This is a genomic window from Luminiphilus syltensis NOR5-1B, from assembly GCF_000158175.1.
In the GTDB taxonomy this organism is placed as follows: Bacteria; Pseudomonadota; Gammaproteobacteria; order Pseudomonadales; family Halieaceae; genus Luminiphilus; species Luminiphilus syltensis.
The window spans coordinates 1,860,876-1,872,645 of sequence record NZ_DS999411.1 but is presented as its reverse complement, the minus strand read 5'-3'; the positions used below and the strand labels follow the sequence as shown (position 1 = coordinate 1,872,645).

13 protein-coding genes are annotated in these 11,770 nt (G+C 56.7%); 9 read left to right on the top strand and 4 right to left on the bottom strand.

What is annotated here, in order from left to right:
• Window positions 1-58: 58 nt before the first annotated feature.
• From NOR51B_RS08480 to NOR51B_RS08470, 3 genes are all read left to right on the top strand, one after another.
• Window positions 59-850 carry an AsmA family protein gene (locus tag NOR51B_RS08480; RefSeq protein ID WP_154647646.1) on the top strand — a complete coding sequence of 264 codons (792 nt, stop codon included), beginning with the start codon at window positions 59-61 and terminating at the stop codon, window positions 848-850.
• A gap of 97 nt (window positions 851-947) precedes the next feature.
• Window positions 948-1,172 carry a hypothetical protein gene (locus NOR51B_RS08475; protein ID WP_009019824.1) on the top strand — a complete coding sequence of 75 codons (225 nt, stop codon included), beginning with the start codon at window positions 948-950 and terminating at the stop codon, window positions 1,170-1,172.
• Between the two features lie 2 nt (window positions 1,173-1,174).
• Window positions 1,175-1,579, top strand: coding sequence for a hypothetical protein (locus NOR51B_RS08470; protein ID WP_009019237.1), 405 nt, complete (start codon window positions 1,175-1,177; stop codon window positions 1,577-1,579).
• Window positions 1,580-1,586: 7 nt separating this feature from the next.
• Here NOR51B_RS08470 and NOR51B_RS08465 read toward each other — a convergent pair whose 3' ends face one another.
• Window positions 1,587-2,645: a threonine aldolase family protein gene (locus NOR51B_RS08465; protein ID WP_040481957.1), complete on the bottom strand. Its 1,059-nt coding sequence runs from the start codon at window positions 2,643-2,645 to the stop codon at window positions 1,587-1,589.
• 146 nt (window positions 2,646-2,791) lie between these two features.
• On the opposite strand from NOR51B_RS08465, the gene NOR51B_RS08460 reads away from it, so the two are divergent.
• The 4 genes from NOR51B_RS08460 to NOR51B_RS08445 all read left to right on the top strand — a co-directional run bounded on the left by NOR51B_RS08460 (window position 2,792) and on the right by NOR51B_RS08445 (window position 7,544).
• Complete coding sequence (locus NOR51B_RS08460; RefSeq protein ID WP_081443923.1) at window positions 2,792-3,985, top strand: 5-(carboxyamino)imidazole ribonucleotide synthase; 1,194 nt, start codon at window positions 2,792-2,794, stop codon at window positions 3,983-3,985.
• A 28-nt stretch (window positions 3,986-4,013) separates the two neighbouring features.
• Entirely contained in the window at window positions 4,014-4,517 is a 504-nt protein-coding gene (gene purE, locus NOR51B_RS08455; RefSeq protein ID WP_040481956.1) for a 5-(carboxyamino)imidazole ribonucleotide mutase, read from the top strand.
• Entirely contained in the window at window positions 4,514-5,698 is a 1,185-nt protein-coding gene (locus tag NOR51B_RS08450; RefSeq protein WP_009019906.1) for an MFS transporter, read from the top strand. The genes purE and NOR51B_RS08450 overlap by 4 nt, the downstream gene beginning before the upstream one ends.
• A 205-nt stretch (window positions 5,699-5,903) precedes the next feature.
• Window positions 5,904-7,544, top strand: coding sequence for a BCCT family transporter (locus tag NOR51B_RS08445; protein ID WP_009020123.1), 1,641 nt, complete (start codon window positions 5,904-5,906; stop codon window positions 7,542-7,544).
• Window positions 7,545-7,567: 23 nt separating this feature from the next.
• Here the strand turns inward: NOR51B_RS08445 and NOR51B_RS08440 are convergent, their stop codons facing one another.
• Window positions 7,568-8,176 (bottom strand): LysE family translocator, encoded by a 609-nt coding sequence (locus NOR51B_RS08440; RefSeq protein ID WP_009019006.1) that lies wholly within the window; start codon window positions 8,174-8,176, stop codon window positions 7,568-7,570.
• Window positions 8,176-9,078 carry a cation diffusion facilitator family transporter gene (locus tag NOR51B_RS08435; RefSeq protein ID WP_009021599.1) on the bottom strand — a complete coding sequence of 301 codons (903 nt, stop codon included), beginning with the start codon at window positions 9,076-9,078 and terminating at the stop codon, window positions 8,176-8,178. The genes NOR51B_RS08440 and NOR51B_RS08435 overlap by 1 nt, the downstream gene beginning before the upstream one ends.
• Window positions 9,079-9,230: 152 nt before the next feature.
• Between NOR51B_RS08435 and NOR51B_RS08430 the strand changes: the two genes are divergently transcribed.
• Entirely contained in the window at window positions 9,231-10,115 is an 885-nt protein-coding gene (locus NOR51B_RS08430) for a DMT family transporter (RefSeq protein WP_009020015.1), read from the top strand.
• Window positions 10,116-10,164: 49 nt separating this feature from the next.
• Here NOR51B_RS08430 and NOR51B_RS08425 read toward each other — a convergent pair whose 3' ends face one another.
• Window positions 10,165-11,016 (bottom strand): alpha/beta hydrolase family protein, encoded by an 852-nt coding sequence (locus NOR51B_RS08425; protein WP_230198431.1) that lies wholly within the window; start codon window positions 11,014-11,016, stop codon window positions 10,165-10,167.
• Between the two features lie 125 nt (window positions 11,017-11,141).
• Here NOR51B_RS08425 and NOR51B_RS08420 point away from each other — a divergent pair, with 125 nt between their 5' ends.
• Window positions 11,142-11,711 (top strand): hypothetical protein, encoded by a 570-nt coding sequence (locus NOR51B_RS08420; protein WP_009020289.1) that lies wholly within the window; start codon window positions 11,142-11,144, stop codon window positions 11,709-11,711.
• The last annotated feature ends 59 nt before the right edge of the window (window positions 11,712-11,770 follow it).

The following is an 11,770-nucleotide window of genomic DNA, read 5'->3' as shown; positions in this document are numbered from 1 at the left end:
CTTGCTGCCCACGGATCACCTGGGCTATGTTGAAACAAACCTGGGAGGCAAGCGAAAAATGAAAGTGTTGAAGTGGGTAGGTATCGTTGTACTGGTGATTGTTGTGGTCGCGGGTGTTGGGCTGACCTATATCGTGGGAAACATCGATTCCATCGTCAAGGATATGGTTGCCAAAACCGGATCGGAGGTCACGGGTACCGAGGTTTCACTCAACAGCGTGGAACTGGATCTGGCCAGCGGCCGTGGCGAGCTCGGCGGACTCACCATCGCCAATCCACCGGGTTTCGAAGGCGCTCATGCGTTTTACCTGGAATCGGTAGCACTGGGCATCGATCTTGGCAGTTTACGGGGTCCTGTTATCATCATTGACGAGGTCAGCGTGAATGGCGCTTCATTAATCGCCGAACAAAAAGGGTCGCAAACCAACCTCACTGAAATCCTCGATAATGTGAAGGCAGCCTCGGGCGACACCGAAGAGCCCGCTAAGGAGTCGCCCGACGCTGAGCCCTCCGATGCCCGTCTCGCCATCCGCCGTTTTGTCTTTGCGGACACCTCGGCAACTTTGATGAGTGATACGCTCGGAGAGCGAAGGATTTCCGTGCCGGATGTCCGGAAAAACGCCATCGGCGATCCCGCTACCGGATTGAGCCCCGATGCCCTCGCCGCCGAGATCATGGCGGCAATTATCAAGGAAGTGCAAAAGGCCGTGCAGGACGAGTTGGCGAATATGGCGAAGCAGGCGGCCACCGATCGCATCAAGGAGGAGCTCGGAATACCCGATGATTCGTCAGCTGCAGAGGAAGCGGCAAGTAAGGTGGGAAGCAAGCTCAAAGGCCTGCTGGGCAAATAACCGGGGCATTGGTGGGACCGTAATAGATCTGTCGCCGGCGCAGCAAATGCAGTCGGTGGTAGTACAATGATGACTATCGGACTAATTGGAATGACAAATGCTGGGTAAGTGGAAAGACCAGCTGGTTGATAAATACCGGTCGAGAATTCGCGAAAAAGCCATCACCCGGGCGAAGGCCAGGATTGCCATTGCCGGTCGCTCCGTGGAGAGCTTCACCGAGGACGAGCTCGAGACCATTGTTCGCGAAGAAGAAGACAAGCTGCGATCGGATATTCTCAAGTCAACCGGACTGGCTGCGCTGCTCATACTCGGCATTACCTGAGCATGTTTCGCTATCTGTTTCGTGCGGCTTCGGCGTGGTTCCTTTGGCGCTGGCTGAAAACGCGATGGCGCGGCACGCTCGCTTTGATCGTCATTATTCTACTGACATCGCTGCTGCACGATGAGTACGTGGAGTACGTGGAGCTTACTGATAATGACGAATTACTGATCGCGTCATACCTCGTCAAATGGTGCATTAACCTGATCGCCCTCGGGCTTTACTTCGTCTATAGTTTTCGCCGCACCCTCGCGCAGCCACCCGCAGTGAAGGCGCCCGACAAAACGATCAGACCCGATGGCTCCGACAAGCGTCAGACTCGCCAGCCCGCGCCAAAAGGTGATGGATTTGATGCCATCCGAAACAAAGCCCATTTAGGAAGCAAGGCTGACAAGCTGCTCGAACGGTAATACCCGATCATTCAGCGTGGTGTCGTGCTCTTGCGATAAGATCCTCCACCGACGCCTCCTCGGTCGCGAAGCTGGTTACCAAACGCACCATACCGGGCTGTGTCGGCCAATCGTAGAATTCAAAACCCTCATCTCGCAGTGCTGCCGCCATCGCCGCTGGCAGTATGGGAAACACCATATTGGCCTCCACCGGGATCGATATCGAAATTCCCGGGACTTCGGCCAGACCGTCAGCGAGATTCCTGGCGAGTTGGTTGGCCTGTCGCGCGAGCTCCAACCACAGCCCATCGCTCAACCAGCCCTCAAACTGGGCCGCAAGCAAGCGATGTTTGGACCACAGATGCCCACCCCGCTTACGCTTGAACCCAAAATCCTCGGCCAGATCTCGATTGAAAAAGATGACGGCTTCAGCGGCCATCGCCCCACCCTTGGTCGCACCCAGGGTCAGCACATCCACTCCCTGCTTCCAGCTCAATTCGGCTGCACTCATGGCCTGCGATGCAAGGGCGTTAGCAAATCGCGCACCATCGACGTGCAAGGCCAGCCCATGACGCCTGCAAAACGACCCGTAGCGAGCCAGCTCGCCGGGGCCATAAATGGTGCCCATTTCAGTAGCATTACTTAAACTCAGAACACTGGGCTTTACCGAGTGAACCCCCCTGAAGGTCAGCTGCTCCATTCGGTACTCGAGGCCCGCCAGGTCAGGTTTACCCCACTCCCCCGGTACCGAGACCTGCCGGGCACCACCCGTGAAGAATTCCGGCGCCGTACACTCATCATTGACAATGTGTGCTTCGCGGTGGCACAGCACTGCGCCGTGTGGAGGACACAGCGCAGAGAGCGCCAGCGCGTTGGCGGCGGTTCCCGTACCCACCAGAAATACTGAGCAGTCGGTCTCAAACCGTTCGGATAGCTGCGCCTCGACCTGCCGCGTGAGCGCATCGTTACCGTAGGCGGAGGCAAAACCCTCCGCTGCCAAGGCCATTCTATTCATGACGGTCGGATGCACACCGGCCTGATTATCGGAGGCAAAGGCGCGAGACGACACCGGATTTTGACTAGTCATGATCTATCCCTAATGATCGGTAATTCAATGACACCACATCGCCACGGACCAAGTGATCCCCGAGGGCGATTTTTTCCGATGCGACTTTATCTTATCGAATCTCGCACTACACTACGCGCTTCTTACTATCAGACGACAGGCAGACCATGAATTCGCCTTCCATGACATCTGGAAAAACACAGCGACTGGGCATTATCGGTGGTGGGCAGCTCGGCCTGTTTCTATGCCAACGTGCCGCATCGCTGGGCGTGACCACGGCCGTACTTAGCCCCGAAAGCGACTGTCCAGCCAGCCATGTGGCTGATCTTATGATTGCAGCGCCCATGGACGACGGCGCCGCGGTGGAGCAACTGATCGAGGCGTCAGATGTCATCACTTTTGAGCTGGAGGCTGTCCCCGATAGCACACTCCAACAAATCCGCGACGCACAAGAGCAGGGGCGCGTGCGCAGCAACCCCGATGTCGACCTACTCGCACTGATCAAGGACAAGGGCTCCCAGAAGATATGGTTGCAGCAATCAGGTCTGGCCACGTTGCCCTTCGTCATGCTCGACGCTGATGCGGTCGCCGCTACGGTGCTGGCGAGTGGTATTGAATTACCCCTCGTGCAAAAAGCCCGCAGAGGTGGTTACGACGGCAAAGGCGTACAAATTCTGCGCGATCAATCGGACCTGGATGGCCTGTGGCCGGTGCCCAGCTATATCGAACCCGCACACACGGGCGTTACCGAAGTGGCGGTGGTTATTGCCCGTGATACCGAGGGTCGCCTGGTGAGCTATCCGCCGGCACTAATGGATTTCAATTCGGAATTCAATTCGGTGGAAACCATCGAGTATCCCGCCAGCTTGCCCGACACAGTACTGCGGCAGTGTGCCGACCTCGCCCTCGAGGCTATTACCGCACTCGCAGGGGTTGGCGTATTTGCGGTTGAGCTCTTTATCACCGAAGACCAGCAAATAGTGATCAATGAAATATCACCCCGGGTGCATAACTCAGGCCATCTGACGATGGATGGGTTTACCCATGATCAGTTTGAGCAACATGTACGTGCCGTCATGGGGATGCCTCTGGCCGAGCCAACCGCGGTCGCCAACGCCACCGTCATGTTCAACCTGCTCTATAACGACCGCTACCAGAACGCGCTGGCGCCGACGCCCTATGCGGCATCCCTGGGTGCGGGGAGCGTATTGCACTGGTACGGTAAGACAACGCCCGCGCCGGGGCGTAAGATGGGCCACCTGAATGCAACCGGTGACACGCTTGCGGCGGCGCAGCTGTCGATCGAATCCGCGTTGCGCACGCTGGCGCAGGGCGGCCCGATCAAGGGCGAGCAGCAATGAACATCTCAGCTACAAGGATAAATAGGCAGTGACAGCTCAGGTTGGAATTATCATGGGCAGCGACTCGGACCTTCCGGTCATGCAGGCCGCGGCGGACATATTGTCCGAGCTCGGTGTCTGCTGGACGCTGGATATCGTCAGCGCCCATCGAACCCCGGATCGTATGTTCGATTATGCGCGCAATGCGGACGGCAATGGTTTGCGCGTCATCATTGCCGGTGCGGGCGGTGCTGCGCACCTACCCGGTATGGTGGCTTCGTTGACCGAACTTCCGGTTATTGGCGTGCCCATTAGCGCCACCAAGCTCAGCGGTGAAGACGCCCTGCTCTCCATCGTGCAAATGCCTGCAGGAATTCCCGTCGCCACTGTCGCTATTGACAACGCGACCAATGGGGGGCTGCTCGCCGCGCAGATTCTGGCTGCGGGTGACAGTTCTGACGCTCAAACACTGCGCAAGCGCCTGCGTGCCTATCGCATCAGCTTGCAGGAAAAGGTTCTGGCCAAGGCAGCGACGAACCACTCCGAGGGATGAATCGCAACCTGGTAGTCCTGTTCCTCGCGCAGATGGTGTTTGTGTCCGGCGCGGCGATGACAGTAACGATGGGCGGCATCGTCGGGTCTATGCTGGCACCTGCGCCCGAATGGGCAACTTTGCCGGTATCCGCTTTGGTTGCCGGCACTGCCCTGGGCACCGTTCCCGCCACACTGGTCATGAGCTGGCTCGGCAGACGCACCGGTTTTACCCTCGCCGCACTGGCAGCTATGGGGGCCGCACTGATCGCTGCCTACGCCATCAAACACAGCAGCTTTAGCGGTTATTGCCTGGCAACCGCCCTCACCGGCTTTACCCTCGCCTTCAGTCAGCAGTTCCGCTTTGCAGCAGCAGAGAGCGTAACGACCGACCGGTCTGCGAGGGCCATTTCGTTCATCTTGCTCGGCAGCATCGGTGGCGCCATCGTTGGTCCGCAACTGGTTGCCAGTGGTGAGCGTATTTTTGCGGAGAACGCCTTTATCGGCGCCGCATTCGGCTCCGCGACCTTGTTTCTTGTTGCGGCATTGCTACTCGGACTAGGGCTTCGCGCCTCGCAGTCGGTCGCGGCACACGCCGCACACGCCAGTGACGCTCCTCGTCCGCTTTTGGAAATGGCGCTGAGTCCCTTCTTTCTACTCGCCGTTATGGCGGGGGTGATTGGACAGGGACTGATGACCTTTGTCATGACCGCGACCCCGGTATCGATGCACGTCATGGACGGACACAGCCTCGGCGATACTGCGGCTGTGATTCGCGCACATGTATTGGCCATGTACGTACCCTCACTGTTCTCCGGCATCCTGATCGGAAAATACGGCGAACGTACCGTCATGCTCTGGGGCACGCTGCTGTTTGCCGCCACCCTCGTAATCGGCTTTCTGGGTCGGGAAATCCCCCACTACGGTGGATCGATGGTCTTACTTGGCGTCGGCTGGAATTTCCTGTTTGTGGGCGGCACCTCCTTACTGGTTAAAACGTATTATCCCAGTGAGCGGTACCGTGCTCAGGCCATCAATGAAGCGGCTGTCTTTGGCGTCTCTGCGCTGGCGAGTTTGCTTGCGGGCAGTCTGCTCGCGAGTTGGGGATGGCAACCCCTGCTACTGAGCTGTATACCGGCTTTGGTGATCATGGCTGGAGGCTTGCTATTACTGCGCAAGCGACCGGTTCCAATCCAGGTCTAATCAACGCTTTCGCTGTCTTCATTGCCGATGGTTCCCGTGAAATCTCCTCGTATTCCGCGACAATGACGTCAATCGCATGAGGGTAAAAGGCCTGTCTTTACTTATCTGCTGCGTTACCATGGGGGCAAAACAGCAGTAGGAGCGGCCCATCTCAGCCCCAAAAGATCAGGAACACATCATCGATCCCATTACCTTTTACGGATCGGTGGTATTGCTACTTGCAGTTACGATTCCACTCATCATCTTTCCGGACGTGGGCGCCGCCTGGGTCAGTCATGCCAGGGACTGGGTGACTACCAACCTCGGTGTGCTGTACCTGATGCTCGGTCTCGGCGCCGGTGGCTTTATGTTGTTTATCATTTTCAGCGATATCGGCCATATCAAGCTGGGCGAGCCCGAGGAGCGACCCGAATTTTCCCGGCTGTCATGGGCGGCCATGTTGTTTTGCGCCGGAATCGGCGCGTCAATCCTCTACTGGTCGGCCATCGAGTGGGTTTATTATTATCAGAATCCTCCGTTCCACGTTGAACCGCAATCACCCGACGCCATGCGCTGGGCGGCCGCTTACGGACTTTTTCACTGGGGACCACTGGCATGGTCGATCTACCTGATACCCGCCCTACCCATCGCCTATTTCTACTACGTTCGCAACCACAGCGTATTGAAGATCAGCGAGGCGCTGATGCCGGTTCTGGGTGAAAGGCACGCCCATGGGCTGGTCGGCAAGCTGATTGATGTGCTCTTCATTTTCGGGATGCTCGGTGGCGGCGCAACCACGCTTGGGCTTGCGGCGCCGCTGATCAGTGAGGGGGTTTATGAGCTATTTGGTATTGAGCCATCACTCACCTCGCGGATCACCACACTGATGGTCTGTACGGCGCTGTTTGGGTATAGCGCGTTCGTTGGGCTCAAACGCGGTATACGAGTGCTGTCTGATATCAATATGTGGCTGGCATTTGCGCTACTCACATTTATCTTTGTCACGGGACCTACCCAGTTCATGGCAGAGACCGGGCTCGACGCCCTGGGCCGCATGGTTGTGAATCTGGTGCATATGGCCAGTTGGACCGAGCCCTTTGCCGGCTTCGACAATTTCGAAAACACCGGCTTTCCCGCGACATGGACTATATTTTACTGGGCCTGGTGGTTGGCTTTTGCACCCAGCGTTGGACTCTTTATAGCGCGTATATCCCGCGGCAGAACCATTCGTGCCATGGTGGTCGGTGCCGTTTTCTACGGCACCATGGGAACCTTTTTCTTCTTTACCGTGCTCGGAAATTACTCCATCTATTTACAGCTCTCGGGCGGGTTGGACGTGGTTGGCATTCTCAATGACCAAAGCCCCACCGCGGCCATCTTCGCCATTCTCAACACCCTGCCCATGAGCACCATGGTCATTGCCGTGTTTACGGTGCTGGCCGTGATTTTTACCGCCACCACCTTCGACAGTATTTCTTACATACTGGCTGCCGTGACGCAGAAAGCCGTCAAGGAAGAACCCGCAAGGTGGAACCGTCTGTTCTGGGCGTTTGCACTGTCATTTATGCCCGTGGTGTTGATGTTTTTAGGAGGCCTGGAGGCATTGCAGACGGCCAGCATTATTGGTGGAGCCCCGCTTCTGGTTATTGCGCTGCTGTTGTGTGTGTCTATTGTGCGCGCCGCCAGGTACGATTTACTGTATCAGCCGGATTACCAGATCAAGGATATTCATATCGACGATTTCCCCGATGATGATCCGTGGTCGAAAGACGGAAGTTGGGACACGTCGGTACCAGAGCACGTCGATATCCACGCTGACAAGCCACACATCGAGGGCGATCCAGACAGCCACCCCTCTCGGCTGTGATCAGGCCAGTACGGAACGGATTTCTAGACCGCTGACACCGTGGTTAACACACGTACCAGCACGCTAACGCCCAGCACGATTAAAATCGCGCCAAACAGTCGACCAATCGTCGAATATCGGGCTTCCAACCACGGCATGATGGAGCGCTGTGAAACCAGCATTGCCACAATCGCGTACCAGGCAGCATCAGTGAGTCCAACCGTTGCCACCATCAACGCCTTTTCAGTCGTGTCAGCGCTCACACTCAGGAACTGACTGAATACGGCCAGCATAAAGATCGCCAACTTGGGATTCAGGAAAGCAATCAAAAAGCCACTCCCCCCACGACTAGATTCCACTCCTCCAGCCGTGCTAGTGCGCAACGCACTCACGCCCAGCCATAGGAGATAGACCGAACCGACCACCTGAATGCCGGTGAATAATGACGGCGATTGAGTGATAATCAGGGCAAAGCCGCTGACGGTCAGTACTCCATATAGTGCCACGCCGAGGCCGTGGGCCACCGCGGTCTGTATACCGGCAAGGCGACCGCCGTTCATGGTGTTAGCAATGACGATGGCGAGGCTCGCCCCGGGTGACATGGCGCCAAGAAGGCAGACGGCGAACAACGATAGCCATTGCAGCGGATCCATTACTCGACCTCCGCGGCCTCATCCCTATCGCGGCATATCTCTTCGGGTAATTCGAGCTCCAGTGTCGTGTGAGCAAATTCAAAAACAGACAGTTGCTGGGCCATTCGTCGCTTGAGCGCTAATTGCTCCGCGGGGCCCAGGGTTTTCGCGAGTACGAGATGTGCGCTCAACACATGCTCCTCACCGTCGAGGGACCAGAGGTGGAGATGATGCACCTCGGTGACTTCAGTATCGGCGCGCAGCAGTTCGCCAACCCGGTTAGCCATGTTGGCATCGGGGACCGCCTGCAAAAATAAAAGCGTCGTTTTCCACAGGGTTTTACCCACGTTAAAGAGGATAAACAGCGTAAACACAATCGATAACAGAGGATCGAGAATAGGCCAGTCGACAAACATTAATATAATCGAGACCAGAAGAACCGCCGCCCAGCCCAGTGCGTCTTCCAGCAAATGCCAGTTGAGCATCCGCTCGTTCATGGTCTTACCGGCGCTCAGTTTCCAGGCGGCAAAACCATTGACGGCGATACCGAGCAGTGAGAGACCCAGCATTCCCTCTACCACGGGCATTTCAGGATTACTCAGCTTGGGGATTGCTTCAGATAAAATCCAACCCGAGCCCAGAAGCAATATAAAGCCGTTAATCAACGCCCCTAGCAGGGAAAAACGCCGGTAACCGTAGGTAAAGCGATTGTTCGACTCACGTGCAGACAGCTTGTTTAATAGCCAAGCGAGACCAATGGACAGGCTGTCCCCGAGATCGTGAACCGCATCCGCCATGATTGCTGTACTGTTGGTCAGCACCCCACCTATGAACTCGATAATGGTGAAGCTGACATTGAGCGCGAAGGCGATGCCGATTCGATCAGAAGCGAGATCATCATCATGATGGTGGTGGTGGTGCATCCCGATTTCGTGATCTCCAAGGTGCGTTATGGCTTTCAAGCGGGTAGTGAATGGCCTATCGATGGCCGCTCTGGTACCCTCACCGTAAGTCGTAACCGGCTGCCTAAGCAACCCTCTTGCCCATCGCTGCTTCAAAGACTAAGCGACATGCGATGGTAACGCTCGGCCCGAAATCGCAGCAGCGGGCCATCGGCTACGGTGTAATGGCGGTACTCATGTGGAGTACGGTGGCTACGGCGTTCAAACTCAGTCTCGAGTATCTCAGTCCGGCGCCCCTGCTCCTGATCGCCACTGCCGCTTCCTGGCTGTTCCTGCTGTTCTATGTGATCACCACGGGACGCTGGTCAGCCATCCGTCAACGACCATTGAACAACTCGCTTCGTGGGCTGACACTCGGTTTGATCAACCCGGCGCTGTACTACCTCCTATTGTTTTCTGCTTATGACCGATTGCCCGCGCAGCAGGCGATGGCTATCAATTACACCTGGGCACTGACACTCGGCTTGATCGCGATCCCCGTTCTCGGGCAATCCTGGCAGACGAAGGCGGTGCTGGCCGCACTCTTGAGCTATGCGGGTGTGCTGGTCATCGCCACCGATGGCGATCTGCTGAATCTGCATTTAACAGAACCCGTGGGTACTGCGCTCGCTTTACTCAGCACGCTGCTCTGGGCGGGTTATTGGCTGATCGGCGCCAGGGATACCCAGGAGCCTGTATCGGCGTTGCTGCTGAACTTCACCGGTGCACTCCCGCCCATGCTGCTATGGGTTGTCAGCGACCCCCCCGCCAGTTGGCCATTACCCGGAATAATTGGCGGGCTGTATATCGGCTTGATCGAAATGGGGCTGAGTTTTGTGTGCTGGCTCACGGCAATGCGGCTGGCACAAAATACGCTGCAGGTATCGAGCCTTATCTTCCTGTCACCACCCCTCTCGCTGCTGTTCATCTGGGCGCTACTGGACGAACCGATTCTGGCACCCACCCTCATCGGACTTGGCTTTATCCTGGCGGGACTACTGATCCAGCAACGCCGCTGACTCGACTCGCGCGAGACCACGCACTCAGGTCACCGGGCACACCCCGGCTTCATTGGCTTGCAGATACCAGCGTCTCAATCGCATCAAGTACCGCGGCGAAGGCCGGGGTCTCCGGATGCACCAGATCGAAATGCCCGGCATCCGGAACTATTGAACGGCTGGCCCCTGCCAACTCCATCTGATCGGGGCCGACAATGGAATCCACCTCGCCACGCATAAGAATAACGGGGTGGGTATAGGATCTAACCTGCGGTGATGCGACGTCATAATCGGTGCGGGAAAGACTTCCATCCCCACCCAGAAAAGGCACAACCATTTGCTGGCAGCTATTATCGCCCGCGCCATAGCGCCACAAATCAGTGATTCCAGCGAGGGCAACGTTACCGATCAACCGCGCTCCCAGCGCCTTCTGTCTCTCGGACTGCGCCAACAGTGCAAGATGTCCCCCGGCAGAATGGCCCATCAACAGTAAGGACCGATCGGACAGCGAAGTCGCAAGATCCACCGCTGCCAGGATGTCCGCAAGCGAACCCGGCCAGCCACCGCCCTCGTCGCCGACCCGACGATACTCAGGCAGCCATACCTCAAAACCCCGATCCTGCAGCGCCGTTGCCATGGGTAGTAGATAGTCGCGGCTATACTCGGCGGACCAACAGCCCCCATGGACCAGCATAATCATCGGCCGGGTCGATGGACCCACCTCGTAGCGCAGCACGGACTGCGTGGGCGCCTCGCCGTAAGTAATGGCTTCCCCGGATGCGGGCTGAATCAATGCCTCCAGGTCGCCGAAGCTCACGGGCATTTTCACGGCATCTGCCTTCACCTCTGCCCCCGATAAGAAAGAAAGAGTAAGCACTGCAAAGACCGAAAGACGCGGTAACAATAGAGAAGAAAAGGGCAAAATGACCTCCTATAAGATCCAAGAGCGTAGCACGGCCCCGCGCCAAACCATCCCCCAAGGCGTAAGCGGAACCTCAGAGAAAAGAGTATGCTTTGGCAACGATATCTTTTTTACAGGTCATTACTATGCCTATTTATCATCGATTATTCCTCGCAGTACCCGTAGTGGTTTTGATGGGTGTGGGACAGGTTCAGGCGCAGGACGCCATTTCAGCGGATTCATTTGGTTGTGTGCGGGATATGACACCAGTGGAACACTTTTATGTCGATAACCTACTCGGTGATGTGGACGCCACTGTTGCCGTGGCGCAATCAGCTGACGGCGGAACCTACCCCGAGGGCTCTGTGGTCCAATTGGTACCCGCTGAAGTCATGGTAAAACGGGAAACAGGCTTTAACCCGGTAACCAACGACTGGGAGTTTTTTGAGCTGGATGTTTCCGATCAAGGCACGGCTATTCGTGTTCGTGGTTTCGCCGAGGTCAACAATCGATTTGGCGGTAACTGCTTCGCCTGCCATGTAAAGGCGGAGCCGAAGTGGGATCTGATCTGCGGATCCGATCACGGCTGTGATCCTATTCCCATCACACGGGATATGATCTCGGCGTTACAGAAAACCGATCCTCGCTGCGAGCCTGTGGCACTCACTGACGCGGAAAAATCAGGACTCAAATCACTGCAGGCGCTCAGCCCATGACAAGGGAAGTGGCAATGACATCGCATGACTCTGCGAAAAGTCCATGGCTTGTTACCCGG